This window comes from Streptomyces sp. Ag82_O1-12 (assembly GCF_900182715.1).
Lineage (GTDB): Bacteria > Actinomycetota > Actinomycetes > Streptomycetales > Streptomycetaceae > Streptomyces > Streptomyces massasporeus.
In genome coordinates this window covers 4,755,041-4,780,351 of sequence record NZ_FXUW01000001.1, presented here as the reverse complement: position 1 = coordinate 4,780,351, position 25,311 = coordinate 4,755,041, and the positions used below count along the sequence as shown (strand labels likewise).

Here is a 25,311-nt window from a genome sequence, read left to right as displayed (position 1 = left end):
CGCGTAGGCAAATCTTGGTGACCCACCCCGCAAAATCAAAGCCACACCGAAACGTTCACACCGCATCAGAACTCGGGAAGAAGCGGAATCGACCGCTCATCCAATTCCCAAGATCATTTCAACGCTCGCCCAGACGCCCGCTCATCCACTCCAGCGCCGCCGGAATCTCACGCCGCCAGGTGTTGAAGTTGTGGCCGCCGCTTTCGAGGATGATCGACGAGATCCGCGTCCGCCCGTTGCCCTCCACCCGCTCGATGAACTTCAGCGTGTCCTTGTAGTTGCCCTCTCCCTGCTTGCTGCTGCTGACCAGCAGGGACGTATCGGGAGCGGGCATGTGCGCGACGTACCACCCCAGATCGGCGCGATTGCGCAGCGCCTTGTCGCCCTGGAAGAGATCGCCCGTCGTCGCGTCGATCGGCGCCTTGTAGTACGCGGACAAGCCCGCCCCCGCCGCGTACACATCGGGATGGTGCAGGGCGATCTTCAACGCGCAGTAGCCGCCCGTCGAGTTGCCGATGATGCCCAGGCCGCCCGGCTTTTCGGCCACCCTGTAGTGCGTGCGCAACGCGTCGGGGAGATCCTTCGCGAAGAACGACTCGGTCTGCGGCCCGCCCGGGATGTCCACGCACTCCGTGTCTCGGGGCGGCGCCACCGTCGGCCGCAGCATCACCAGGATCATCGGCTTCGCCCGGCCCGCCCGCGCCAGCTCCAGTGCCGTACGCGGATAACGCAGCTTCTCCACCAGCGCCGACGCCGTACCCGGGTACCCGGTCAGCACGACGGCCGTCGGAAACCGGTGGGTGCGGTACCGCGGCTGGAAGTACTCCGGCGGCAGATAGACGTACGCGGGCGTGGCGATACGCGTCGTACGGCCCACGATGTCGACCTGCTGGACCCGCCCGCCGGCCTGCGGCAGCGCACCGCCCGCCCCCGGCACCCGGCGCGAGCCGACCACCTCCAGCGGGCCGCCGCCCGGCGTGTGGTCGACGACCACACCCTGGTCCTTCTCCTGCCCGAACAGGTCGGCCCAGCTCGCGTAGAACCCGAAGGCCTGGTTGGCGGCGAGGCCCACCGCCGCGAACAGGACCAGCTGGGTGCCCAGCAGCAGACCGACCCGCCCGCCCACGGCGCGCCAACTGCGCCGGGCCAGCCGTGGCCAGACCCAGACGGTGCCGGCGAACAGCAGCACGGCGGACAACACCACCAGAACCAGCACCTTGTTGCTCGTCAGACCCATACGTCGGTTACCTGCTCGCGCTCTCCGCCCGGGCCCTCGCGTTCACACCTTCGCAAGGGCTTGTCCCGGACTTTCCTCGGCCTTTGAAACGGCTTTGACGTGGGGAGTGAACCTCTTCCCCCAAGACACCGTCCTAGAGGGCGCAATGTCGCCGGATGCCCGAATCGGCACCGGATCCAAGGTCTCTCGCAGAACTACGGGATGCGATGTCTGTCAGGACAGATGAGGAAATGTCGGGCGAGGTTCCGAGTCGCGGCAGCGGCACGGCCCGTCCGGGCCGGATGCGCCGGATACTGCGCGGGCCACGCCCCGAAGCCGTCCCCGTCCTCGTCGGCAGAGCCTGCGCCCTCGTGGGCGTCCTGGACATCGCCGCGGGCGTCTTCCCCCGCTTCCGGCACAGCCGGATGCACGCCATCGCCGAGGTCCTGCCCGGCGCGCTCGGCCCGTTCGCGGCCGCCCTGTCCCTCAGCACCGGCGTGCTGCTGCTGCTCCTCGCCCACGGCCTCAAGCGCGGCAAGCGCCGGGCCTGGCGAGCAGCGGTCGCGCTCCTGCCCGCCGGCGCCGTCGCGCAGTTCACCTACCGGCACTCGCTCGTCGGCACACTGATCTCCCTGGCCCTGCTCGCACCCCTGCTGCGCCACCGCGACCAGTTCAACGCCCTGCCCGACCCGCGCAGCCGCTGGCGGGCCCTCGCCAACTTCGTCCTCATGAGCGCCGGTTCGCTCCTGCTCGGCCTGCTCATCGTCAGCGTCCACGGCGAGCACATCATCGGCGACCCCAGCCTCGCCGACCGCATCACCCACGTCATCTACGGCCTCTTCGGCTTCGAAGGTCCCGTCGACTACCAGGGCGACACCTCCTGGACCGTCGCCTTCTCCCTCGGCGCCCTCGGCCTGCTCACCGCCGTCACCACCATCTACCTGGCCTTCCGCCCCGAGCACCCGGCCGCACAGCTCACCGAGGAGGACGAGACCCGCCTGCGCGCCCTGCTGGACAAGCACGGACGCCGCGACTCCCTCGGCCACTTCGCCCTGCGCCGCGACAAGGCCGTCGTCTTCTCCCCCAGCGGCAAGGCGGCCGTGACCTACCGCGTCGTCTCCGGCGTGATGCTCGCCAGCGGCGACCCGATCGGCGACGTCGAGGCCTGGCCCGGCGCCATCGAACGCTTCATGGACGAGGCCAAGGCCCACTCCTGGACCCCCGCCGTCATGGGCTGCTCCGAGACCGGCGGCGAGGTGTGGACCCGCGAGACCGGGCTCGACGCCCTCGAGCTGGGCGACGAGGCGGTGGTGGACGTCGCGGATTTCTCCCTCGCCGGCCGCGCGATGCGCAACGTGCGCCAGATGGTCAAGCGCATCGAGCGCGCCGGTTACGAAACCCGGGTACGACGTGTCCGTGACCTCGGCGAAACCGAACTGGAGCGCATCCGCCAGGCCGCCGACGACTGGCGCGGCACCGACACCGAACGCGGCTTCTCCATGGCCCTGGGCCGCGTCGGCGACCCCGCCGACGGCGACTGCCTCATCGCCACCGCCCACAAGCAGGACGAGCACCCCGGCCCCTACGGCGACCTCAAGGCGATCCTGCACTTCGTGCCCTGGGGCACCGACGGCGTCTCCCTGGACCTGATGCGCCGCGACCGCTCGGCCGACCCCGGCATGAACGAACTGCTCATCGTGGCCTCCCTCCAGGCCGCCCCCAAACTGGGCATCGCACGCGTCTCCCTCAACTTCGCCATGTTCCGCGCCGCACTCGCCCGCGGCGAGAAGATCGGAGCCGGACCCGTGCTGCGCGCCTGGCGCGGACTGCTCGTCTTCCTCTCCCGCTGGTTCCAGATCGAGTCCCTCTACAAGTTCAACGCCAAGTTCCAGCCACGCTGGGAGCCCCGCTTCGTCGTCTACCGCGCCTCCGCCGACCTGCCCCGCATCGGCTTCGCCGCCATGCAGGCCGAGGGCTTCGTCACCCTCGCCCTGCCCCTGCCGCGCTTCCTGCGCCGCCGGCGCCTCTCCACCCCCCGCCCCTGTGCCCACGCCACCCGCGCGGAACGGGACATCCGGGCGGCATGACCCCGCCTCCCACGGGGCCGTCGCCCGGGCCGCAGCGCCTGACGGCCCCCGCCGGGGCCTACGCTGAACATATGAGCAACCAGAGCGGACGCGGGCGCGTGGCGGGCCTACCGGAATGGGACCGCTGCGCGGTCATGGGAGTCGTGAACGTCACCCCCGACTCGTTCTCCGACGGCGGCCGCTTCTTCGACACCACCGCCGCCGTCAAACGCGGCCTCGACCTGGTCACCGAAGGCGCCGACCTGGTCGACGTGGGCGGCGAATCCACCCGCCCCGGCGCCACCCGCGTCGACGAGGACGAGGAACTGCGCCGCGTCGTCCCCGTCGTCCGCGGCCTGGCCTCCGAGGGCGTCACGGTCTCCGTCGACACCATGCGCGCCTCCGTCGCCGAACGGGCCCTCGCGGCCGGGGCCGCCCTCGTCAACGACGTCAGCGGCGGCCTCGCCGACCCCCGCATGATCCCGGCCGTCGCCGACGCCGGCGCCCCCTTCGTCGTCATGCACTGGCGCGGCTTCCTCCAAGGCGGGAACGTCCGGGGCGAGTACACCGACGTCGTCACCGAAGTGGTCGACGAGCTGCACGCGCGCGTGGAGGCCGTCCTGGCCGGCGGCATCGCCCCCGAGCGCATCGTCGTCGACCCCGGCCTCGGCTTCTCCAAGGACGCCGGACACGACCTCGCCCTCCTCGCCGGCCTCGACCGGGTCCTCACCCTCGGCCACCCACTGCTCGTCGCCGCCAGCCGCAAACGCTTCCTCGGCCGGGTCCTCGCCGGCCCCGACGGCCCCCCACCCCCCGCACGCGAACGCGACGCCGCCACCGCCGCCGTCTCCGCACTCGCCGCACACGCGGGCGCCTGGGCGGTCCGCGTCCACGAGGTACGCGCCACCGCCGACGCCGTCCGGGTCGCCCGCGCCATCGCGGGGGCGCGCAGCACGAGCACCGGCGCAGAAGGAGCCCGGTGAGCGCCCCGCACACCGACGTCGAGCAGGTCGAGGCCGCCAACACCGCCTTCTACGAGGCACTGGAGCAGGGCGACTTCGAGGAACTGGCGTCGCTCTGGCTGACCCCCGCCGACCTGGGCGTCGACGAGTCGTACCACGACCCGGCCGACACCGGCGTGGTCTCCTGCGTCCACCCCGGCTGGCCCGTCCTCACCGGCCGCGGCGAAGTCCTCCGGTCGTACGCGCTGATCATGGCGAACACCGACTACATCCAGTTCTTCCTCACCGACGTGCACGTCTCCGTCACCGGCGACACCGCCCTGGTCAACTGCACCGAGAACATCCTCAGCGGCGGCCCCGCCCCCGAAGGAGCCGGCGAGGAACTCGGCCCGCTCGTCGGGCAGCTCGTGGTCGCCACCAACGTGTTCCGGCGCACGCCCCAGGGGTGGAAACTCTGGTCGCACCACGCTTCCCCCGTCCTGGCGGAAACCGACGAGGACGAACAGGACGACACCCCCACCTGAGTGGGTAGGCGGCAGGAAGTGGTTGGAATCACGGACGCCCGGGTAGGGGCGGCTACCAACCTGTGCACCGACGGGTTCCCCAGGGGAAACGCTGGATGAATCCCGCCGGGCCCGGCCAGAGCCCCCACCCCCGTGGCCCGGCCCCGTCCGTGCGCGCAGGTAGATTCGACCGAGGCCGGTGTGCCGACCGCACACGGCACCGACCGGCCCTGACCGACGATTGCAGGAGTGATTCGCGTGGATCGTGTCGCGCTGCGCGGCCTGAAGGCCCGCGGGCACCACGGCGTGTTCCCCAGGGAACGCGAAGAGGGCCAGACCTTCATCGTGGACCTCGCCCTCGGCCTCGACACCCGACCGGCCGCGGCCGACGACGACCTGACGAAGACCGTGCACTACGGCATCGTGGCGGAGGAGGTCGTGGCCGTCGTCCAGGGCGAGCCCGTCGACCTCATCGAGACGCTCGCCGAGCGCATCGCCCAGGTCTGCCTGAAGCACGAGGGAGTACAGGAGGTCGAGGTCTGCGTCCACAAACCGGACGCCCCGATCACCGTCCCCTTCGACGACGTGACCGTCACCATCACCCGGAGCCGAGCATGACCGCGCCCTTCATCCAGGGTCCCAGCGACCCGACCGTACAGCCGGTACCCGCCTCCGTCGTCGAGAAGGTCGACGCCGCCGACACGACCCTGTCCAACCCCAAATGGGCCGTGGTCGCCCTCGGCTCCAACCTCGGCAACCGCCTGGAGACCCTCCAAGGGGCCGTCGACGCCCTCGGCGACACGCCCGGCCTGCGCATCAAGGGCGTCTCCCCCGTCTACGAGACCGAGCCCTGGGGCGTCGACCCCGGCAGCCAGCCCGCCTACTTCAACGCCGTCGTGGTCCTCAAGACCACCCTCCCGCCGTCCTCGCTCCTGGAGCGCGCCCACGCGGTCGAGGAGGCCTTCCACCGCGTCCGGGACGAACACTGGGGCCCCCGCACCCTCGACGTCGACATCGTCTCCTACGCCGACGTCGTCTCCGACGACCCTCAGCTCGTCCTCCCCCACCCCCGCGCCCACGAGCGCGCCTTCGTCCTGGCCCCCTGGCACGACCTCGACCCCGAGGCGCGGCTGCCCGGCCGCGGACCCGTCGCCGGCCTCCTGGACACCGTCACCCGCGACGGCGTGACGCCCCGCCAGGACCTGGAACTCCGGCTGCCCGAGTAGCCGTTAAGGTCAAGACGGCCGCGAACGGGCCGGAAGCCGGGGGAACCGAAGGGACACCGTGAGAGAGCTGCGTATCAGGGTGCTGGCCGCCGTCTTCGTCGTGGCCGGCATCCTTTCCTGGGCGGGCGCCCGCCTGTGGAACTCGGTCGGAACACTCCCGAGCGTCCCCCTGGCCGCCCCCATCGTCCTCGCCGTGATCGCCGTGGTCCTGCTGGCCACGGCCCTCTCGATCCGCGCCCGCCTCAAGGCCCAGCGCGAGCGCCGCCCCGAGGCCAAGGGCGTCGACCCCCTCATGGCCGCCCGCGCGGTCGTCTTCGGCCACGCCAGCGCCCTGGTCGCCGCCCTGGTCGCCGGCATGTACGGCGGCACCGGCGTCTTCCTCCTGGAGTCCCTCGACATCCCCGCCCGCCGCGACCAGGCCATCTACGCCGGCCTCTCCGTCCTCGCGGGCATCGGCGTCATAGCGGCAGCGATCTTCCTGGAGCGCGTCTGCAAGCTCCCCGAAGACGACGAGAACGACGGCACGGGGGTCGCCCCGACGGTGTGAGGCAGGGCGATGTCAGCGGGCCATGATGAGGCTCATGGCCTCGTTACGGGTCGCCGGGTCGCGCAGCTGCCCCCGGACCGCCGAGGTGATCGTCTTCGCGCCCACCTTCCGGACGCCGCGCATCGACATGCACATGTGCTCGCACTCGACGACGACGATCACGCCGCGCGGCTCCAGGATCTCCATCAGGGAGTCGGCGATCTGAGTGGTGAGCCGCTCCTGGACCTGCGGGCGCCGGGCATAGACGTCCACGAGCCGAGCGAGCTTCGACAAGCCTGTGATCTTGCCTTCGACGGACGGGATGTAGCCGACGTGGGCAACGCCGACGAACGGCACGAGGTGATGTTCGCAGGAGCTCAGCACTTCGATGTCCTTCACGAGGACCATCTCGTCGTGCCCTAGGTCGAACGTCGTGGTCAGCACGTCCTCGGGCTTCTGCCACAGCCCCGCGAATATCTCCTTGTACGCCCGCGCCACCCGCGCCGGCGTCTCCCGGAGGCCCTCGCGGTCCGGGTCCTCGCCGACCGCGATCAGGAGTTCGCGTACGGCGTGCTCGGCGCGCTTCTCGTCGAACTCGCCGATATGGCCGGCGCCGTCCAGCGTCACGGGGTCGGTCATCTGATGCCTCGTTCCTGTGTCCTTCACGGGGCGGCCTGCGGAAATGGCGAAAAGCCGCGCCCCCCAGGCTAAAACCTGGGGGGCGCGGCATCCATTCCGGGGCGTTGGGCCGCCGGGAGAGCTCGGTCAGCTCTCGGGGCGGTCCTCCGGGGTCCGCTCGGGCGCCGGGGCGGGCTCCGCCGCGGTGCTCTTCGCGGTGGAGATGGCCGGCGTCGCGCCGTTCGCACCGTTCGTCAGGGCCAGCTCCTTGGGGGAGAGGACCGGCGGACGGGTGGACGGCGTGCGGCGGGAGGAGCCGGTCCAGGCGGGCCTGGGCGGGCGCTTGACGATGGGGGCGAAGATCTCGGCGATCTGCTCCTTGCCCAGGGTCTCCTTCTCCAGCAGCTGCAGCACGAGGTTGTCGAGGACGTCGCGGTTCTCGACCAGGATCTCCCAGGCCTCGTTGTGCGCGGTCTCGATGAGCTTCTTGACCTCTTCGTCCACGAGCGCGGCGACCTCTTCCGAGTAGTCGCGCTGGTGAGACATCTCACGGCCGAGGAAGGGCTCGGTGTTGTCGCCACCGAACTTGATCGCGCCGAGACGCTCGGTCATGCCGTACTGCGTGACCATCGCGCGGGCCAGGCCCGTGGCCTTCTCGATGTCGTTGGCGGCACCCGTGGTCGGGTCGTGGAAGACGAGCTCCTCGGCCGCGCGGCCGCCCAGCATGTAGGCCAGCTGGTCCAGCATCTCGTTGCGCGTCGTGGAGTACTTGTCCTCGTCCGGCAGCACCATCGTGTAGCCGAGGGCGCGGCCTCGCGACAGGATCGTGATCTTGTGGACGGGGTCGGAGTTCGGGGAAGCCGCCGCGACCAGGGCGTGTCCGCCCTCGTGGTACGCGGTGATCTTCTTCTCCTTGTCCGACATGATCCGGGTCCGCTTCTGCGGGCCCGCGACCACACGGTCGATCGCCTCGTCCAGCATGTGGTTGTCGATCAGCTTCTGGTCGCTGCGGGCCGTCAGCAGGGCGGCCTCGTTCAGGACGTTGGCCAGATCGGCACCCGTCATGCCGGGCGTACGGCGGGCCATGGCCGACAGGTCGACGTCGGGCGCGACCGGCTTGCCCTTCTGGTGGACCTTGAGGATCTCCAGGCGGCCCTGCATGTCCGGGCGGTCGACGGCGATCTGCCGGTCGAAACGGCCGGGGCGCAGCAGCGCCGGGTCGAGGATGTCGGGCCGGTTCGTCGCGGCGATGAGGATCACGCCGCCCTTGACGTCGAAGCCGTCCATCTCGACGAGGAGCTGGTTGAGGGTCTGTTCGCGCTCGTCGTGACCGCCGCCGAGGCCGGCGCCGCGGTGGCGGCCGACCGCGTCGATCTCGTCGACGAAGACGATCGCCGGGGCGTTCGCCTTGGCCTGCTCGAACAGGTCACGGACTCGGGAGGCACCGACACCGACGAACATCTCGACGAAGTCGGAACCGGAGATCGAGTAGAAGGGGACGCCCGCCTCGCCGGCGACGGCGCGCGCGAGCAGGGTCTTGCCGGTGCCGGGAGGCCCGTAGAGCAGGACGCCTTTGGGGATCTTGGCACCGACGGCCTGGAACTTGGCCGGCTCCTGGAGGAACTCCTTGATCTCGTGGAGCTCCTCGACGGCCTCGTCGGATCCGGCGACGTCGGAGAAGGTGGTCTTGGGGGTGTCCTTGGTGATGAGCTTCGCCTTGGACTTCCCGAAGTTCATGACCCGGGAGCCGCCGCCCTGCATCTGATTCATCAGGAACAGGAACACGACCACGATCAGCACGAAGGGCAGCAGGGAGAGCAGGATGCCGACGAACGGGTTCTGCTTGGACGGCGAAACGGTGTAGCCGTCCGGGATCTGCTTGTCCTGGTACTTGTTCTGCAGCGTGTTGGCGATGTCGACGCCCTGGTCGCCGATGTAGCTCGCCTGGATCTTCGAGCTGCCTTGGACCTTCACACCGTCTTTGAGCGTGGCCTTGATGGTCTGCTCGTCACCGGTGGTCAGCTTGGCCGACTCGACCTTGTTCTGGTTGATCGCCTGGACGACCTGGCCGGTGTCCACCGTCTTGTAGCCGCCGGACGAGCCGACGACCTGCATCAACACGACCACGGCAAGGACGGCCAGCACGATCCACATGACCGGCCCACGGAAGTATCGCTTCACGTCCATCCATACGGAGCGGTGCCGCCCCGTCCCTCCTGCCATAGTGAGTTTGATAAAGACTGTTCTTCGGACGGTACCCCAGCATTGTCACCTGAAGCCGCGTGGGACGGCTGGCGATCCGCCTACGCCTGCTCCAACGGCGGGAAGCCCGCTGGGGTTCCCGATCACCGTGACGGCACCGCGGCCGGGGTTTCAGCCGCCGTACACGTGGGGCGCGAGCGTACCGACGAACGGGAGGTTGCGGTACTTCTCGGCGTAGTCGAGTCCGTAGCCCACGACGAATTCGTTGGGGATGTCGAAGCCGACCCATTCCACGTCGATGGCGACCTTCGCGGCCTCGGGCTTGCGCAGCAGCGTGCACACCTTGAGGGAGGCGGGCTCGCGCGAGCCGAGGTTGGAGAGCAGCCAGGACAGGGTCAGGCCGGAGTCGATGATGTCTTCGACGATCAGGACGTGCTTGCCCTTGATGTCGGTGTCGAGGTCCTTGAGGATCCGCACCACACCGGAGGACTGGGTGCCCGCCCCGTACGAGGATACGGCCATCCAGTCCATGGTGACGGGGGTGGACAGCGCCCTGGCGAGGTCGGCCATGACCATCACCGCGCCCTTGAGGACTCCGACGATGAGCAGGTCCTTGCCCGCGTACTCCGCGTCGATCTTCGCTGCCAGCTCGGCCAGCTTGGTGTCGATCTCTTCCTTGGTGATGAGCACCTTCTCGAGGTCGGCACCCATGTCTTTCGCGTCCACCCGCATCACTTTCGGTCGTCCCAGCGGCCGATCGGCCCCTCCGCCAGGCTGTGGGGAGGGGTCGTGGTTCAGCCTTGCCGAATCACCAGTCTGCCACCCTGCCGCTGGGCCACGACTTTGCCGGGGAGGTTGATGGCTCCCTGACCGCGCCAGCCGGTGATCAGCCGGTCGATTTCCTCGATGTGGCGGGCGAAGAGTGAGCCGGCGGGTGCGCCGGCCGCGATGGCGGCGCGGCGCAGGATGCGGCGGCGTACGGCGGGCGGCAGGGCGTAGAGCTTGGCGCATTCGAGGAGTCCGGTGGCGTCGCGGACGGTGGCCTCGGCCTGGCCGGCCCAGGAGTCGAGGGCGTCGGCGTCGTCACGGGAGAGCTGGGCCGTACGGGCGAGGGCTTCGACGACGCCTTTGCCGAGGGCCTTCTCCAGGGCGGGCAGGCCTTCGTGGCGCAGCCGGGAGCGGGTGTAGGCCGGGTCGGCGTTGTGGGGGTCGTCCCAGACGGGCAGGGACTGGACCATGCAGGCTTTGCGGGCGGTCTGCCGGTCGAGTTCCAGGAAGGGGCGCCGGTAGCGGCCCTCGGTCCCCGAGACGGCGGCCATGCCGGACAGGGAGCGGATGCCGGAGCCGCGGGCGAGGCCGAGGAGGACGGTTTCGGCCTGGTCGTCGCGGGTGTGGCCGAGCAGGACGGCGGCGGCGCCGTGGCGTTCGGCCGCGGTGTCGAGCGCGGCGTAGCGGGCGTCGCGGGCGGCGGCTTCGGGTCCGCCGGTGCGGCCGACGGTGACGGCGACGGAGTCGACGGGGTCGAGGCCGAGTTCGCGCAGGCGCTGGACGACTTCCGCGGCGCGGGTGTCGGAGCCGGGCTGGAGGCCGTGGTCGACGGTGACGCCGCCGGCCCTGATGCCGAGTTTGGGGGATTCGAAGGCGAGGGCGGAGGCGAGGGCCATGGAGTCGGCGCCACCGGAGCATGCCACGAGCACGAGCGGCGGGGGTGGGGGCTCGTGCGAGGGGGCGTGCGGGACCGCGGCGGGGGCGCGGTGGTGTTCGGTGAGGAGGTCGTGGAGGACGCGGCGGACCGCCAGGCGTATCGCCGCGACCGCAGGATGGGGACCCATGTCCGGTTCCCTTCATGAAGTTTTCGGGGGGTGAGCCCGCGTGTCGGTCACGCAGAGTGTGTAGATGGTGACAGAACCGGGCCGTTCCCCGAGCATTGCACGCCTACCCCTGCCTCACGGTCCCTCGGACGGGTGATTGGAGGGGCGTTCGCCTGCCGTCGGCCGTTTTCCTTTCACGACCTTCCCGCGTTGTTCACTACTCGGCCTTGCGGTGCACCCGCGCGACCCAGTCCGCCGGTTTGGCGATCTCCGACTTGGTGGGGAGGGTGTTGGGCGAGGTCCACACGCGGTTGAAGCCGTCCATGCCGACCTCGTTGACGACGGCCTTCACGAAGCGTTCGCCGTCCCGGTACTGGCGGAGTTTGGCGTCCAGGCCGAGGAGTTTGCGCAGGGCCAGGTCGAGGCGGGAGGCGCCCTTGGCGCGGCGCTGCTGGAACTTCTCGCGGATCTCGCCGACGGAAGGCACGACGGACGGGCCGACGCCGTCCATCACGAAGTCGGCGTGGCCTTCCAGCAGGGACATGACGGCCGTGAGGCGGCCGAGGATCTCGCGCTGGGCGGGGGTCTGGACGATCTCGACCAGGGAGCGGCCGCCGTCGTCCTCCTCGGCTTCGGGTCGGCCTCCGGCGAGGGTCTGGGCGGCTTCCCGGACACGTTCCAGGACGGTCATGGGGTCGACGTCGGTCTCTTGCAGGAACGACTGGATCTCACCCTCGAGGTGGTCCCGCAGCCAGGGCACGGCGGTGAACTGGGTGCGGTGCGTCTCCTCGTGCAGGCACACCCAGAGCCTGAAGTCGTGCGGGTCGACGTCGAGTTCGCGTTCGACGTGGACGATGTTCGGGGCGACGAGGAGGAGCCGTCCGCCGCCGTTCTGTCCGCTGGGGAGTTCGCGGGTGGCGGGGGCGAAGGTCTCGTACTGGCCGAGGACGCGGGAGGACAGGAAGGAGAGCAGCATGCCCAGTTCGACGCCGGTGACCTTGCCGCCGACGGCGCTCATGACCGAGCCGCCCGCGGTGTTGCCGCGCCGTTCCTGCATCTTGTCGAGCAGGGGCCGGAGGATTTCCCGGAACCCGGCGACGTTCGCCCGGATCCAGCCCGGGCGGTCGACGACCAGGACGGGGGTGTCGTGGCCCTCCTCGGTGCCCAGACGGGTGAATCCGCGGACGTGTTCCTCCGAGGCCTTGGCATGCCGGCGCAGCTCCGCGACGACGGCGCGGGCCTCGTCGCGACTGATCTCGGGGCCCGGCCGTACGAGCCGGGTCGCGGTCGCGACCGCGAGGTTCCAGTCGACCATGCCGGTTGAAGCACCACCGATGCTCGTCATGCGTCAACCGTACGTGAGCGCTCGCCGCTGGGGCAGGGCGGCGATGGCCGGAGGCCGCCCGGGCCCGGCTCCGGCCGGAGCCGGCGGGCGGGTGGACGGGTCCGTCACCGGCAGCCGCACGCCGCCAGGGCGGTGGCGATCCGGTCCAGGGCCTTCTGGGTCGTGGTGGGAAGGATCCCGTCGGTGCCGTTGGCCATGAACGCGAAGGCCAGCAGGCGGCCGTCCTCGTCGACGAGGGTGCCCGCGAGGGTGTGGACGCCGGAGAGGGTGCCGGTCTTGGCGCGGACGACGCCGGATGCTCCGTCCGTGTAACGGGTGGTCAGGGTGCCGGTGAAGCCGGCGACGGGGAGGCCGGTGAGGGCCGGGCGGAGTTCGGGGTGGGCGGGGTCGGCGGCCTTGGCGAGCAGGGCGGTGAGGAGGTCGGGGGTGAGCCGGTCGGCGCGGTCGAGGCCGCTGCCGTCCTTGAAGGCGGCGCCCTTGACGGGGAGGCCGAGCCTGCGCAGCTGGGAGCCGATGGCCTTGCCGGCGCCGGCGAAGTCGGCGCGGTCGCCGGTGGCGATCGCCGTCTGGCGGGCGAGGGCTTCGGCGATGTCGTTGTCGCTGTTGGTCAGCATGCGCTCGACGAGGGCGGAGAGCGGGGGCGAGGAGACCGTCGCGAGGGTCTTGGCGCGGGTGGTGGCCTTGGAGGGGCCGGGGGCGGTGGTCTTGATGCCGTGGGACTTCAGGAAGTCACCGAAGCGGCGGGCGGCGTCCGCCGCCGGGTCGGGCACGCGTGCGACGGGGCCGCTCGTGGAGTCGTCGGTGCGGCCCTCGTCGGCCATCAGGGGGGTGACGCGGGCGAGGTTGCCGTCGACCCCGATCGGGTGCATCTCGTCGCCCGCGTAGAGGGTCGTGTCGTAGGAGAGGGTGACCTCGCGGACGCCCCGGTCGGCGAGGGCGGCGGCCGTGCCGGCGGCCAGGGTGCGCAGGCTCGCGGAGCCCTCGGCCTTCTCGCGGGCCGTGAGGGTGGGGTCGCCGCCGCCGACCAGGACGACTTCCTTGGTGTCGGGTTCGAGGGCGGCGCGGGTGGTGAGGCGGTGGTCGGTGCCCATGGCGGACAGCGCGGCGACGGCTGTTGCGACCTTCGTGGTGGAGGCCGGGGTGAGCCCGGTGCCGGAGCCGGAGCCGTACAGGCGCCTGCCGGTGGTCACGTCGATGACGGCCGCGGCGGGCCGGGAGCCGAGGGCCGGGTCCTTCAGCAGGGGGTCGAGGGCGCCCGCGAGGGCCTTGCTTTCCGGGGCGGACTTCACGGTGCTGATGCCGCCGAGGCCGGTCAGCACGGGTCCGGCGCTGGGGGCGGGCCGCGGCCGGCCGGGTGCGCCGGGGGCGCTGCCGTGATCTGTGCCACCCGCGCGGCCCAGCGCCACTGCCCGGTCCCGCTCGGCCGTACGCTGACCGGAGGAGTCCCAGGGACCGGCGGCGGTCACCACACCGGCGGCGAGTGCGAGTCCGGCGGTGGCGGCACCCGCGGTGTACTGCCAGGTCTTCGGCAGCGCGACCCACGCGACCTGCGGTTTCCCGGCTCGTGCGAGCCGCGCGACCTGTGGTTTCGTGGCCGCTGCGACCCGGGCCAGGCGTGGTCGTACGGCATCCGCGAGGCGCACCACGTGCGCTTTCGCGGCCCGCCAAGGCCTCAGCTCTGGCACGACCACCAGCCCCTTTCGCGATCACACACCTGCGTGAGGGACACTTAACCACCAGAACTATGTGTTGATCATGGAGGAGCCACCGGTGGAGTTCGACGTCACGATCGAGATTCCGAAGGGTTCGCGCAACAAGTACGAGGTGGACCACGAGACCGGTCGTATCCGCCTGGACCGGCGACTCTTCACCTCGACCGCCTACCCGACCGACTACGGCTTCGTCGAGAACACCCTCGGCGAGGACGGCGACCCGCTGGACGCGCTGGTCATCCTCGACGAGCCGACGTTCCCGGGCTGTCTGATCCGCTGCCGCGCGATCGGCATGTTCCGCATGACGGACGAGGCGGGCGGCGACGACAAGCTGCTGTGCGTGCCCTCGACGGACCCGCGTGTGGAGCACCTGCGGGACATCCACCACGTGTCGGAGTTCGACCGTCTGGAGATCCAGCACTTCTTCGAGGTGTACAAGGACCTGGAGCCCGGCAAGTCGGTCGAGGGTGCCGACTGGGTGGGCCGCACCGAGGCCGAGGCCGAGATCGAGCGGTCCTACAAGCGGTTCAAGGACCAGGGCGGTCACTGACCTCCTCTGCTGTTGCTGACGGGCCGCACGCCTGCGTGTGCGGCCCGTCCGTCCGTCTGTGCGCATACTGAGGCTGTGGGGGGTACGAGGCTGACGTGTCGTACAGGGAGCGCCAGGCAGTGACGGACGCGGAGGACCGCAAGCCGAGGTCGGACGAGGCGAGGAACGCGTTCCTGCCTCCGGCCGGGACCGGCGTCGACGGGGACATGTCGACGACGTCGGAGTTCGCGATCCCCGACGGACTGGCTCTGCCCAAAGCATCCGGCGCGGAGTCCGAGACGACGTCCGAGTTCGCCGTGCCGCAGGGGCTGGACGTCCATGCGGCGCCCGCGGCGGAGCAGGAGGCGTCGGCGTTCACCCCGCCGAGCACATACAGCTCGAAGCACGCCCCGACGGCCTTCACACCGCCGAGCGGGATCCCCGTGGTCAGCCTGACCAAGGACGTGCCCTGGCAGGACCGGATGCGCACGATGCTGCGCATGCCGGTGGCGGAGCGGCCGGCGCCGGAGGCGAGCCAGCGCGGCGGCGACGAGAGCGGGCCGGCGGTGCCGCGCGTGCTCGACCTGACGCTGCGTATCGGGGAGTTGCTGCTGGCGGGCGGTGAGGGCGCCGAGGACGTGGAGGCGGCGATGTTCGCCGTGTGCCGGTCGTACGGTCTTGACCGCTGCGAGCCCAACGTGACCTTCACGCTGCTGGCGATCTCGTACCAGCCGTCCCTCGTTGACGACCCGGTCACGGCGTCGCGGACGGTGCGCCGGCGAGGTACGGACTACACGCGGCTGGCGGCCGTGTACCAGCTGGTGGACGACCTCAGCGACCACGAGACGGCGGTCTCCCTGGAGGAGGCCTACCGGCGGCTGGCGGAGATCCGCCGTAACCGGCACCCCTACCCCGGCTGGGCGCTGACCGGTGCGAGCGGGCTGCTGGCCGGTGCGGCCTCCGTGCTCGTGGGCGGCGACCTGATCGTGTTCGTCGCCGCGGCGCTGGGCGCGATGCTCGGTGACCGGCTGGCGTGGCTGTGCGCGGGACGCGGGCTGCCGGAGTTCTACCAGTTCACCGTGGCCGCGACGCCGCCGGCCGCGATCGGGATCGCGCTGACGCTGGGCCACGTGGATGTGAAGGCGTCCGCGGTCATCACCGGTGGTCTGTTCGCGCTGCTGCCGGGACGGGCGCTGGTGGCGGGGGTGCAGGACGGTCTGACCGGTTTCTACATCACCGCGTCCGCGCGCCTGCTGGAGGTCATGTACTTCTTCGTGGGCATCGTCGCGGGTGTGCTGCTGGTGCTGTACTTCGGCGTGCAGCTGGGGGCGCGGCTCAACCCCGACCAGGCGCTCGGTGCCTCCGACGACCCGGTGATGATGATCGGGGCGTCGATGCTGCTGTCGCTGGCGTTCGCGGTGCTGCTCCAGCAGGAACGATCCACCGTGATGTGGGTGACGCTGAACGGCGGTGTCGCGTGGGTCGTCTACGGCGCGATGCACTACGTGGGAGACATCTCGCCGGTGGCGTCCACGGCGGCGGCCGCGGGGCTGGTGGGGCTGTTCGGGCAGTTGCTGTCCCGGTATCAGTTCGCCTCCGCGCTGCCCTACACGACGGCGGCGATCGGGCCCCTGCTGCCGGGTTCCGCCACGTACTTCGGGCTGCTGGCGATCGCGCAGAACGAGATCGACGAAGGGCTGGTGTCGCTGTCGAAGGCGGTGGCGCTCGCCATGGCCATCGCCATCGGGGTGAACCTCGGGTCGGAGATCTCCCGGATGTTCCTGCGCATCGGGTCCGCGGAAAAGCGGCGGGCCGCCAAGCGCACCAGGGGCTTTTAGCGCCGGGTGCCTACGGCGTGGGGGCGGCGGCTCCGTGGGCGGCCACGGGCCCGTGGAGCTGTTCGCGCAGTTTCCCGCGCCCCCCGGAGCCCCCCGCGGGAAGGCCGGCTCAGTAGCCGTTGTTGTAGGGCCCCTGCTGCGTGCCGTACGGCTGCTGGGTCCCGTACGGCTGCTGCGTGCCGTGCGGCTGCTGCTGTGTCCCGTACGGCTGCTGCTGGCCGTAGCCCGGGGCCTGCGGGTACTGGTTGTAGTACTGCTGGTCGTTGTAGCCGTTCTGGTCGTTGTAGCCGTTCTGGTCGTTGTAGCCGTTCTGGTCGTTGTACGGCTGCTGCTGCGGCCGCTGGTGCGGCGGCTCGTCGTCCGGGGTGACGCGGCGGAGCTGGGTCGTCGCGTCGTCCATGGCCTGGTGCTGCTGCCGCTGCGCGGGGGCCTCGGCCGCCGCGCGCTTCTTCTTCGAGCGGTCGCGCAGGTACTCGATGATGATCGGGACCACGGAGAGCAGGACGATCAGGATGAGGATCGACTCGACGTTCTTCTTGATGAAGCCGATCTGGCCGAGCCAGTAACCCGCGAGGGTGACGCCGGTGCCCCAGGCGACGCCGCCGATGACGTTGTACGTGACGAACGTGCGGTACTTCATGCGGCCGGCACCGGCCACGATGGGGGCGAAGGTGCGCACGATGGGCACGAATCGGGCCAGCACGATCGCCTTGGGACCGTGCTTCTCCAAGAACTCGTGGGCCTTGTCCAGGTTCTCCTGTTTGAAGAGCTTGGAGTTGGGGCGGCTGAAGAGCTTCGGGCCCAGGAACTTGCCGATCATGTAACCCACTTGGTCGCCGATGACGGCGGCGAGCACGATCAGCGCGCAGACCAGCCACAGCGGCTGGGTGATGTAGGTGCCCTCGGCCACGAAGAGACCGGCTGTGAACAGCAGGGAGTCGCCCGGCAGGAACGCGAAGAGACCGGACTCCGCGAAGACGATGAGCAGGATGCCGGGCAGGCTGAACGTGGAGATCAGGTAGTCCGGGCTGAGCCACTCGGGGCCGAGCGCAAGCGTGGTCACGGGGATGTGGCTCCTGCTGCTGTGGGGGACGGGCGGGGCTGGCTGCCTCAAAGTATCAACGCAGCCGTCACGACCCAGGTTCCATGGGCGTACTCAGGATGCACTGTGCCCGCCCCCGGTCAAAGCTGTGAACCATGGGCATCGATGAATACGGCGGCGGACAGGGCCCGGAGCCCGACGTCCTCGTCGTCACCACGAACGACGTACCCGGCTACCACGTGCGGGAGGTGATCGGCGAGGTCTTCGGCCTGACCGTGCGCTCCCGCCACGTGGGGAGCCAGATCGGCGCCGGACTGAAGTCGATGGTCGGCGGCGAGCTGCGCGGGCTCACCAAGACGCTCGTGCAGACCCGCAACCAGGCCATGGAGCGGCTCATCGAACAGGCACGCACGCGTGGCGCCAACGGCATCCTCGCGTTCCGCTTCGACGTGACGGAGGCGGCCGACGTGGGCACCGAGGTGTGCGCGTACGGCACGGCGGTGGTGCTGACCCGGGAGTGAGGCACTCCCGGGCCGGGGGTCAGGCGGTGTGACGCGCGGCGTTCGCGGCGATCGCGTCCCTCAGGTGCTCGGCGAGGCCCGGGCGCAGCGCGTCGTAGAACGCCTTGAACCGCTCGTCGGAGACGTACATCTCGCCCAGGCAGCGGTGGATGTCGTAGGAGCACTCGTAGAACCACGTGCAGATGTGCCGGCGGTGCTCCTCCGCCAGGGTCATGGCCGCCTCGCCGGTGGACGGCTCGCCCGCCGACATCAGGGCGCCGTAGCGCTCGCCCCAGTCGGCGGCCTCGGCCTGGATGCGCTTCCAGTCCTCCTTGGTGTAGCTCGCGGTGCGGCGCTGCGAGTCGGCGTACTCGTCGGTGTCGCCCCAGCGCTCCTCCACCTCCTCGGCGTACTGCTCCGGGTCCTTGTCCCCGAAGACCTCGAACTTCTCCTCGGGCGTGAGGTTGAGTCCCATCGTGCGTGCCTCCATGGCGTGCTCCACGGCCGCCGCCATCTTCCGCAGCTTCTCGATCCGGGCGGTCAGCAGTTCGTGCTGGCGGCGCAGGTGCGCGCGCGGGTCCGCGTCCGGGTCGTCGAGCAGCGCGGCGACCTCCTCGAGCGGGAAGCCGAGCTCCCGGTAGAACAGGATCTGCTGCAGCCGGTCGAGGTCGGCGTCGCTGTAGCGCCGGTGGCCCGCGTGGCTGCGGTCGCTCGGGACGAGCAGGCCGATGCCGTCGTAGTGGTGCAGCGTGCGCACTGTGACGCCGGCGAAGCCCGCGACCTGTCCCACCGAGTAGTTCACTTCCGCTCCCTCCTTCTTCCGTGCTCCACGGTCGGGCCTCACGCCACGTGAGGTGCAAGCGTGTTTCCGGTTTATGCTGTTTGATCCGCTTATCGTGTGCCCGTGGTCCAGGACTCCGAAGACCAGGCGCCCTCCGTCACCCCGTCGACCCCCGCCCGCACCCTGCTGCCGTCGATCGTGCCCGCCGTCGCCGTGGGCGTGGTCTCCGCCCTGATCCTGGTGGGGGTGGAGGCCGCCGCCGAGCAGTTGCAGGACGTGCTCTGGCAGACCGTGCCCGACGCGCTCGGGATCGGCCGGTACTCCGTGGCGTGGATGTTCGTCGTGCTCATCGCGACCGGCATCGCGGTCGGGCTGGTGGTGTGGAAGGTGCCGGGGCGCGCGGGCCCCGATCCCGCCACCGTCGGCCTGGACGCCCCCGTCCTGCCGCCCCTGGTGATCCCCGGGCTGCTGCTGGCGAACGCGCTGATGCTGGCCGGCGGCCCGAGTCTCGGCCCCGAGAACCCGATCATCACCACGAACGTCGCCTTGGCGGTCTGGCTGGGCGGCCGGTTCATCCCCCGGGCTCCCGGGCGGATCTGGCCGGCCCTGGCGGAGGCGGCGACCATCGGCGCGCTGTTCGGCACGCCCGTGGCGGCCGCCCTGGTGATCTCCGAGGTGCTGAGCCGGCAGGAGACGCGCGGACTGCTGTGGGACAACCTCTTCGCTCCGCTGACCGCCGCGGCCGCCGGGTCCCTGACCGTCTCCCTCCTCGATCACCCGAGCTTCGACCTGGACCTGCCGTCGTTCGGTGACGCGGGCTGGGCGGACCTCCTCGCGGCGGTGGTGGTCGCCTCCGTGGGCGCGCTGCTCGGCATGGGCGCCGTGCGCGCGTTCCCGTACGTCCACGCCGCGTTCCGGCGGCTGCGGCATCCGATGCTGATGCTCCCGGCGGGCGGGGTCGTGCTCGGTGCTCTCGCGGCCCTGGGCGGTCATCTGACGTTGTTCAAGGGACTCGACGAGATCGCCACGCTGGCGCACGACCCGGACGGCTGGTCGGCCGGTGAGTTCGCCGTCATGACGGTGGTGAAACTGGCCGCGCTGGTGGTCGCCGCGTCCTGCGGTTTCCGCGGCGGGCGGATCTTCCCCGCCGTGTTCGTCGGCACCGCCCTCGGCCTGTGTGCGCAGGCCCTGGTGTCCGGGGTTCATCCCTCCGTGGGGGTGTCCGCCGGCGTACTCGGCGTGCTGCTGGCGATCACGCGGCAGGGCTGGATCAGCCTGTTCGTCGCCGCGGTGCTGGTCGCCGAGCCGGGGGTCGTCGCCCTGCTCTGCGTCGCCTCGCTGCCGGCCTGGCTGCTGGTCACCGGCCGGCCCCAGATGCAACTGCGCAAGGACGGCACGTCGGTCCGATGAAGCCACCCCTCTCCCGAACCCACCCCCTGGAGGCCCCCATGCCGTTCAGCGAAGGCACCCCCCGTACCGGCGAACGCCGCCTGTCCGTCAACCCCTTCTACGGCCCCGCCAACCCGCTCGGGGACATGGCCGAGGCCCCGCCCACGCACCGGCTCCCGGACCAGCCGATGGCCCCGGCGACCGCCCACCAGCTGGTGCGCGACGAGCTGATGCTCGACGGCAACGCCCGGCTGAACCTCGCCACCTTCGTCACCACCTGGATGGAGCCCGAGGCCGGGATCCTGATGGCGGAGTGCCGCGACAAGAACATGATCGACAAGGACGAGTACCCACGCACCGCCGAGCTGGAGCGGCGCTGCGTGGCGATGCTCGCCGACCTGTGGAACGCGCCCGACCCCTCGACCGCAGTGGGGTGTTCGACGACCGGGTCGAGCGAGGCGTGCATGCTCGCCGGCATGGCGCTGAAGCGGCGCTGGGCCCAGCGCAACGCCGACCGCTACCCCGGGGCGCGGCCCAACCTGGTGATGGGCGTGAACGTGCAGGTCTGCTGGGAGAAGTTCTGCAACTTCTGGGAGGTGGAGGCCCGGCTGGTGCCCATGGAGGGCGAACGGTTCCACCTGGATCCGCAGGCCGCGGCCGAGCTGTGCGACGAGAACACCATCGGGGTCGTCGGGATCCTGGGCTCCACCTTCGACGGGTCCTACGAGCCGATCGCGGACCTGTGCGCGGCGCTGGACGGATTGCGGGAACGGACCGGGCTGGACGTCCCCGTGCACGTCGACGGGGCGTCCGGGGCCATGGTCGCGCCGTTCCTCGACGAGGACCTGGTGTGGGACTTCCGGCTGCCGAGGGTGGCGTCGATCAACACCTCGGGGCACAAGTACGGGCTGGTGTACCCGGGTGTCGGTTGGGCGCTGTGGCGGGACGCGGAGGCGCTGCCGGAGGAGCTGGTGTTCCGGGTGAACTACCTGGGCGGCGACATGCCGACGTTCGCGCTGAACTTCTCCCGGCCGGGCGCGCAGGTCGTGGCGCAGTACTACACGTTCCTGCGGCTGGGCCGACAGGGCTACCGGGCCGTGCAGCAGGCCGCGCGCGACGTGGCGACGGAGCTGGCCGGGCGGGTCGAGGCGCTCGGCGACTTCCACCTGCTGACCCGGGGCGACGAGCTGCCGGTGTTCGCCTTCACGACCGCGCCGGACGTGACGGCGTACGACGTCTTCGACGTGTCGCGGCGCCTGCGCGAACACGGCTGGCTGGTGCCCGCGTACACCTTCCCGGCCAACCGGGAGGACCTGTCCGTGCTACGGGTGGTGTGCCGCAACGGCTTCTCCAACGACCTCGCCGATCTGCTCGCACAGGACCTGGAGCGGCTGCTGCCCGACCTGCGCCGGCAGCAGCGCCCGCTGACCCGGGACAAGGGGGCGGCCACCAGCTTCCATCACTAGCGGCCCAGCCGCGGGTACCTCGCCCGCCGGGGTCGGCGGATCTGCTGCGGGTACTTGGCTTGCCGGGGCCGGCGGCTCAGTTGCGGGACTTCGCCTGCCGGGGCCTGCGGGCCGGCCGCGGGTACCTCACCTGCCAGGGCCGACGGGCCGGCCGCCCGAACCCCGCCCACCCAGGCCGGCCGCTCAACCACCCCTACCCGCTGGCCCGGGCCAGCGGCGCAGCCGCCCGTCCCCCTGCCGGAGCCAGCGGCCCAGCCGTGAACTTCGCCTACCGGGGCCTGCGGGCCGGCCGCCGGTACCTCGCCTGCCAGGGCCGGCGGGGTCTGCCGCCCGAACCCCACCCGCCCAGGCCAGCGGCTCAACCACCCGCACCCCGCCCTGCCAGAGCCAGCGGCTCAACCACCCCTACCCGCTGGCCCGGGCCACCGGCGCGGCCGCGGGTACCTCGCGGCCGGACCCGACGGGCAGGCCGCCCGAACCCCGCCCACCCAGGCCACCGGCTCACCACCCGCACCCCGCCCTGCCGGAGCCAGCAGCTCAACCACCCCTACCCCGCCCGCCGGGGCTAACGGCTCAGCCGGCCGAACCGCCGTACCGCCAGCGGGAAGAACACCGCAAGCAGGGCCAGGGGCCACACGACCGCCGCCCACACGTGCCCGGGCTCCGTGCCGGGTACGCCGAACAGGTCCCGTACGGCCGTGGCCGTGTGGGACATCGGGTTCCACTCGACGGCCGTGCCCAGCCAGCCGGGCATCGAGCCGGGGGTGGCCAGGGCGTTGGACAGGAAGCCGACCGGCCAGACCAGGATCTGCACGGCCTGGACCATCTCCGGTTTCCCGGCCATCAGGGCCAGGTGGATGCCGATCCACAGCATGGCGAACCGGAACAGGAGCAGCAGGCCCATCGCCCCGAGGAGGGCCGCCGGGCCGCCGCCGGGACGCCAGCCGAGCGCGGCGCCGACGCCGATGAGCACGACCAGGGCGAGCGCCGACTGGAGCATGTCGGCGGCCGAACGGCCCACCAGCACCGCACCGTTGGCCATGGGCATCGAGCGGAAGCGGTCGATCACGCCCTTGTTGAGGTCCTGCGTGACGGCGAGCATCGTGCCCTCCAGGCCGAAGGCCATGGTGAGCGCGAGCATGCCGGGGATCAGGTAGTCGCGGTACTCGCCGCTCACCCCCCGGCCGCCGCCGACCAGGTAGCCGAACATCAGCAGCAGCATCACCGGGAAGACCAGGTTGACGACGAGCTGGACGGGCTGCCGCCCCCAGCGGGCGAGTTCCCGGCGGGTCATGGTCCAGGAATCGGTCAGGGCGTAGGCGCTCACGCGGCCTCCTTCACTCGGCGGTCGTCCCCGGTGAGGTGCAGGAACACCTCGTCCAGCGTCGGGCGGCGCAGCGCGACGTCCTCCGCCTCGATCCCGGCCTCCTTCAGGGCCCGCACGACCCCGGAGAGCGCCTCCATGCGGTCGGTCACCGGCGCGCTCAGCAGCCGCCGGTCGGCGTCGACGCTGACCCCGGTGAGGGGCAACAGGGCGACGGCCGCCTCCAGTTGACCGGCGTGCCGCAGGGTCACGTCGATACGGTCGCCGCCGGTCTCGGCCTTCAGCTCGTCCGCCGTGCCCTCGGCGATGACCCGGCCGGCTTCGACGACCGAGATGCGGTGGGCGAGCTGATCGGCCTCCTCCAGATACTGCGTGGTCAGCAGGACCGTCGTACCGCCGCCGACCAGGGAGCGGACGGACGCCCACACCTCGGCGCGGCCGCGCGGGTCGAGGCCGGTGGTCGGCTCGTCCAGGAACAGCACCTCCGGCTCGGTGATCAGGGAGGCGGCCAGGTCCAGGCGGCGCCGCATGCCCCCGCTGTACTGCCGGACCGCCTTGCGGCCGGTGTCGGACAGATCGAAGCGCTCCAGGAGTTCCCCGGCACGCGCGCGTGCCCGCCTCGCTCCCAGGTGGTGCAGCCGGCCGAACAGCTCCAGGTTCTGCCGGCCGCCGAGCTCCTCGTCGAGCGCGGCGTGCTGGCCGAGCAGACCGATGCGCAGCCGCACGGCGTACGCCTCGCGCACCACGTCGTGCCCTGCCACCTCGACCCGGCCCGCGTCGGGCCGCAGCAGGGTGGACAGGACCCTCACCAGGGTGGTCTTGCCGGCACCGTTCGGGCCGAGCACTCCGTGCACCGTGCCGCGCGCGACCGTGAGGTCGAGCCCGTCGAGCGCCTTCTTGTCGCCGTACGTCTTCTCCGCGCCTTCGACGGTGATCGCCGTGTCGGCCACTGGGTCTCCCTCGCTAGTCAAACTTGACTACAGGCGCAAACGTAAACCCGTCCGAGCCATTCGTCAAACTTGATTAGTGGGCATCCCCGGGGTGCCGCTCCCCCGTCGCGTACGGGTTCTCCTCGCCCTCCGCCAGGACGCCGACGAACGGATCCCCCTCGTCGGCGAAGGTGTAGGCGCCGCCCTCGATGCGCTCGATGAGACCGCGGGTCCACTCGGTCTCGGAGTCGGCCGTGTGGACCCACATGTTCATGATCTCGCCGATGTGCCCGAGCTGCACCGGGCCCTCCTCGGGCACGTAGTGCTCCAGGACGGCGGCCCGCCACTGCTCGATCCGCAGGGTCCGCTCCTTCAGCAGCGCGACCGCCTCGGCACGCGGCAGGTCGACGACGAAGCCGACGGCGGCCGTCTTCAGGTCCCCGCGCTGGTCGTAGGTGACCAGCGCCTCCCGCAGCATCCGGAAGTACTCCTCGGTGCCCTGCCCGGTGACCTCGTACTCCGTGCGGGGCGGACCGCCGGCCGTGGACGGGGCGATCTCGTGCGCGTGCAGCAGCCCCTGCTTCGCCATCTGCTTCAGGGCGTGGTAGATCGAGCCGGGCTTGGCGGTGGACCACTCGTGCGCGCCCCAGTACTCCAGGTCGTTGCGCACCTGGTAGCCGTGGGCGCGGCCGTGCATACGGACCGCGCCGAGCACGAGGAGACGGATGGTTGACATGCGGTCCAGGTTATGACCCGGCCGTCACCTGCTGTTCCTCGGCCACCAGCTCGAAGGCGGTCCTGCCGTCCAGGGACTCGCGGACGATGTCGGCGTGACCGGCGTGCCGGGCCGTCTCGCGGATGAGGTGGAGGCAGAGCCAGCGGTGCGAGACCCGGCCGTCCGGCGGGAACCAGGGCTGCGCCGGCAGCGCGAAGGTGTCGTCGAGGCTCGGCACCGAGCGGATGTACGCCTCCGTCTCGGCGGCGACCTTCTCCCAGTACGCCAGCTGCGACTCGACCGTCTCGCCCTCGACCAGCCGGAAGCACTCGTGCCAGTTGGTCCGGTCCCGCACGACGGCCGGCGGCTCACCCTTGGCCAGGGAGATCCACATCTGCTCGACCTCGGCGACGTGCTTGACCAGCCCGGCGAGGGACAGCTCACTGGCGCTCGGGCGGGAACTCGCCTGCTCGTCCGTCAGACCGAGCACCGCCCGGCGTACCCCGCCGCGCTGCTCGGCGATGAACGACAGCAGCGCCCCGCGCTCGTCCCCGTGTGCCTCGGCCGGAACGTGAGTGACCATGAACGCCGCCTTTCACCTGGTCAGGGGG

General features: G+C 71.1%; 24 protein-coding genes. 11 read left to right on the top strand and 13 right to left on the bottom strand.

Going from position 1 to position 25,311, the window contains the following annotated elements:
• Window positions 1–118 precede the first annotated feature (118 nt).
• The gene (locus QOL88_RS21985) at window positions 119–1,237 is read right to left on the bottom strand and encodes an alpha/beta hydrolase (protein ID WP_097218644.1); all 1,119 of its coding nucleotides are present in this window, start codon (window positions 1,235–1,237) and stop codon (window positions 119–121) included.
• Between the two features lie 230 nt (window positions 1,238–1,467).
• Here QOL88_RS21985 and QOL88_RS21980 point away from each other — a divergent pair, with 230 nt between their 5' ends.
• From QOL88_RS21980 to QOL88_RS21955, 6 genes are all read left to right on the top strand, one after another.
• The gene (locus QOL88_RS21980; RefSeq protein ID WP_097218642.1) at window positions 1,468–3,303 is read left to right on the top strand and encodes a phosphatidylglycerol lysyltransferase domain-containing protein; all 1,836 of its coding nucleotides are present in this window, start codon (window positions 1,468–1,470) and stop codon (window positions 3,301–3,303) included.
• 71 nt (window positions 3,304–3,374) lie between these two features.
• Window positions 3,375–4,265 carry a dihydropteroate synthase gene (gene folP, locus QOL88_RS21975; RefSeq protein WP_097218639.1) on the top strand — a complete coding sequence of 297 codons (891 nt, stop codon included), beginning with the start codon at window positions 3,375–3,377 and terminating at the stop codon, window positions 4,263–4,265.
• Entirely contained in the window at window positions 4,262–4,768 is a 507-nt protein-coding gene (locus tag QOL88_RS21970; protein WP_097218638.1) for a nuclear transport factor 2 family protein, read from the top strand. The genes folP and QOL88_RS21970 overlap by 4 nt, the downstream gene beginning before the upstream one ends.
• 237 nt (window positions 4,769–5,005) lie before the next feature.
• On the top strand, window positions 5,006–5,365 hold the full coding sequence (folB, locus tag QOL88_RS21965) for a dihydroneopterin aldolase (protein ID WP_097218635.1): 360 nt from the start codon (window positions 5,006–5,008) through the stop codon (window positions 5,363–5,365).
• Window positions 5,362–5,973, top strand: coding sequence for a 2-amino-4-hydroxy-6-hydroxymethyldihydropteridine diphosphokinase (gene folK / locus QOL88_RS21960; protein WP_097218632.1), 612 nt, complete (start codon window positions 5,362–5,364; stop codon window positions 5,971–5,973). Before folB ends, folK begins: the two co-directional genes overlap by 4 nt.
• Before the next feature lie 58 nt (window positions 5,974–6,031).
• Complete coding sequence (locus tag QOL88_RS21955) at window positions 6,032–6,520, top strand: DUF3180 domain-containing protein (protein ID WP_097218629.1); 489 nt, start codon at window positions 6,032–6,034, stop codon at window positions 6,518–6,520.
• Between the two features lie 12 nt (window positions 6,521–6,532).
• Here QOL88_RS21955 and folE read toward each other — a convergent pair whose 3' ends face one another.
• The 6 genes from folE to dacB all read right to left on the bottom strand — a co-directional run bounded on the left by folE (window position 6,533) and on the right by dacB (window position 14,166).
• Window positions 6,533–7,138: a GTP cyclohydrolase I FolE gene (gene folE / locus QOL88_RS21950; RefSeq protein WP_097218627.1), complete on the bottom strand. Its 606-nt coding sequence runs from the start codon at window positions 7,136–7,138 to the stop codon at window positions 6,533–6,535.
• 126 nt (window positions 7,139–7,264) lie between these two features.
• The gene (gene ftsH, locus QOL88_RS21945; protein ID WP_097218624.1) at window positions 7,265–9,304 is read right to left on the bottom strand and encodes an ATP-dependent zinc metalloprotease FtsH; all 2,040 of its coding nucleotides are present in this window, start codon (window positions 9,302–9,304) and stop codon (window positions 7,265–7,267) included.
• 186 nt (window positions 9,305–9,490) lie between these two features.
• Entirely contained in the window at window positions 9,491–10,030 is a 540-nt protein-coding gene (gene hpt, locus QOL88_RS21940; protein WP_257027852.1) for a hypoxanthine phosphoribosyltransferase, read from the bottom strand.
• Window positions 10,031–10,113: 83 nt separating this feature from the next.
• Complete coding sequence (gene tilS, locus QOL88_RS21935) at window positions 10,114–11,151, bottom strand: tRNA lysidine(34) synthetase TilS (RefSeq protein WP_097218619.1); 1,038 nt, start codon at window positions 11,149–11,151, stop codon at window positions 10,114–10,116.
• Between the two features lie 196 nt (window positions 11,152–11,347).
• A complete protein-coding gene (locus QOL88_RS21930) occupies window positions 11,348–12,475 on the bottom strand; it encodes an Rv3626c family coenzyme F420 biosynthesis-associated protein (RefSeq protein WP_097218617.1) in 1,128 nt (375 codons plus the stop codon).
• 104 nt (window positions 12,476–12,579) lie between these two features.
• On the bottom strand, window positions 12,580–14,166 hold the full coding sequence (dacB, locus tag QOL88_RS21925; protein ID WP_097218614.1) for a D-alanyl-D-alanine carboxypeptidase/D-alanyl-D-alanine endopeptidase: 1,587 nt from the start codon (window positions 14,164–14,166) through the stop codon (window positions 12,580–12,582).
• A 79-nt stretch (window positions 14,167–14,245) separates the two neighbouring features.
• Between dacB and QOL88_RS21920 the strand changes: the two genes are divergently transcribed.
• The gene (locus QOL88_RS21920) at window positions 14,246–14,737 is read left to right on the top strand and encodes an inorganic diphosphatase (RefSeq protein ID WP_003975424.1); all 492 of its coding nucleotides are present in this window, start codon (window positions 14,246–14,248) and stop codon (window positions 14,735–14,737) included.
• Between the two features lie 119 nt (window positions 14,738–14,856).
• Window positions 14,857–16,554 (top strand): threonine/serine exporter family protein, encoded by a 1,698-nt coding sequence (locus QOL88_RS21915; RefSeq protein ID WP_097218612.1) that lies wholly within the window; start codon window positions 14,857–14,859, stop codon window positions 16,552–16,554.
• Window positions 16,555–16,663: 109 nt separating this feature from the next.
• Here the strand turns inward: QOL88_RS21915 and QOL88_RS21910 are convergent, their stop codons facing one another.
• A complete protein-coding gene (locus QOL88_RS21910; protein ID WP_097218610.1) occupies window positions 16,664–17,617 on the bottom strand; it encodes a DedA family protein in 954 nt (317 codons plus the stop codon).
• A 134-nt stretch (window positions 17,618–17,751) separates the two neighbouring features.
• Here QOL88_RS21910 and QOL88_RS21905 point away from each other — a divergent pair, with 134 nt between their 5' ends.
• Window positions 17,752–18,117 carry a YbjQ family protein gene (locus QOL88_RS21905; protein ID WP_097218607.1) on the top strand — a complete coding sequence of 122 codons (366 nt, stop codon included), beginning with the start codon at window positions 17,752–17,754 and terminating at the stop codon, window positions 18,115–18,117.
• A 19-nt stretch (window positions 18,118–18,136) separates the two neighbouring features.
• Here QOL88_RS21905 and QOL88_RS21900 read toward each other — a convergent pair whose 3' ends face one another.
• The gene (locus QOL88_RS21900; protein WP_097218605.1) at window positions 18,137–18,898 is read right to left on the bottom strand and encodes a MerR family transcriptional regulator; all 762 of its coding nucleotides are present in this window, start codon (window positions 18,896–18,898) and stop codon (window positions 18,137–18,139) included.
• Between the two features lie 96 nt (window positions 18,899–18,994).
• On the opposite strand from QOL88_RS21900, the gene QOL88_RS21895 reads away from it, so the two are divergent.
• Both QOL88_RS21895 and gad read left to right on the top strand, forming a co-directional pair.
• Window positions 18,995–20,287, top strand: coding sequence for an ion channel protein (locus QOL88_RS21895; protein ID WP_373559299.1), 1,293 nt, complete (start codon window positions 18,995–18,997; stop codon window positions 20,285–20,287).
• Window positions 20,288–20,325: 38 nt separating this feature from the next.
• Window positions 20,326–21,732 (top strand): glutamate decarboxylase, encoded by a 1,407-nt coding sequence (gad, locus tag QOL88_RS21890; protein ID WP_097218603.1) that lies wholly within the window; start codon window positions 20,326–20,328, stop codon window positions 21,730–21,732.
• A gap of 565 nt (window positions 21,733–22,297) precedes the next feature.
• Here gad and QOL88_RS21885 read toward each other — a convergent pair.
• The 4 genes from QOL88_RS21885 to QOL88_RS21870 form a co-directional block, all read right to left on the bottom strand.
• Window positions 22,298–23,059, bottom strand: coding sequence for an ABC transporter permease (locus QOL88_RS21885; RefSeq protein WP_179878928.1), 762 nt, complete (start codon window positions 23,057–23,059; stop codon window positions 22,298–22,300).
• Window positions 23,056–24,006 carry an ATP-binding cassette domain-containing protein gene (locus QOL88_RS21880; RefSeq protein WP_097218600.1) on the bottom strand — a complete coding sequence of 317 codons (951 nt, stop codon included), beginning with the start codon at window positions 24,004–24,006 and terminating at the stop codon, window positions 23,056–23,058. Before QOL88_RS21880 ends, QOL88_RS21885 begins: the two co-directional genes overlap by 4 nt.
• 73 nt (window positions 24,007–24,079) lie before the next feature.
• A complete protein-coding gene (locus QOL88_RS21875) occupies window positions 24,080–24,721 on the bottom strand; it encodes a PadR family transcriptional regulator (RefSeq protein ID WP_097218598.1) in 642 nt (213 codons plus the stop codon).
• Window positions 24,722–24,731: 10 nt separating this feature from the next.
• Window positions 24,732–25,283, bottom strand: coding sequence for a DinB family protein (locus QOL88_RS21870; RefSeq protein ID WP_097218595.1), 552 nt, complete (start codon window positions 25,281–25,283; stop codon window positions 24,732–24,734).
• Window positions 25,284–25,311 lie beyond the last annotated feature (28 nt).

Coding starts and splice junctions, on each gene's coding strand:
- hpt (WP_257027852.1), bottom strand. CDS start 10,030: ATGGGTGCCGACCTCGAGAAGGTGCTCATCACCAAGGAAGAGATCGAC.
- QOL88_RS21870 (WP_097218595.1), bottom strand. CDS start 25,283: ATGGTCACTCACGTTCCGGCCGAGGCACACGGGGACGAGCGCGGGGCG.
- gad (WP_097218603.1), top strand. CDS start 20,326: ATGCCGTTCAGCGAAGGCACCCCCCGTACCGGCGAACGCCGCCTGTCC.
- QOL88_RS21905 (WP_097218607.1), top strand. CDS start 17,752: ATGGGCATCGATGAATACGGCGGCGGACAGGGCCCGGAGCCCGACGTC.
- QOL88_RS21875 (WP_097218598.1), bottom strand. CDS start 24,721: ATGTCAACCATCCGTCTCCTCGTGCTCGGCGCGGTCCGTATGCACGGC.
- QOL88_RS21980 (WP_097218642.1), top strand. CDS start 1,468: ATGTCGGGCGAGGTTCCGAGTCGCGGCAGCGGCACGGCCCGTCCGGGC.
- ftsH (WP_097218624.1), bottom strand. CDS start 9,304: ATGGACGTGAAGCGATACTTCCGTGGGCCGGTCATGTGGATCGTGCTG.
- QOL88_RS21985 (WP_097218644.1), bottom strand. CDS start 1,237: ATGGGTCTGACGAGCAACAAGGTGCTGGTTCTGGTGGTGTTGTCCGCC.
- folE (WP_097218627.1), bottom strand. CDS start 7,138: ATGACCGACCCCGTGACGCTGGACGGCGCCGGCCATATCGGCGAGTTC.
- folP (WP_097218639.1), top strand. CDS start 3,375: ATGAGCAACCAGAGCGGACGCGGGCGCGTGGCGGGCCTACCGGAATGG.
- tilS (WP_097218619.1), bottom strand. CDS start 11,151: ATGGGTCCCCATCCTGCGGTCGCGGCGATACGCCTGGCGGTCCGCCGC.
- QOL88_RS21930 (WP_097218617.1), bottom strand. CDS start 12,475: ATGACGAGCATCGGTGGTGCTTCAACCGGCATGGTCGACTGGAACCTC.
- folK (WP_097218632.1), top strand. CDS start 5,362: ATGACCGCGCCCTTCATCCAGGGTCCCAGCGACCCGACCGTACAGCCG.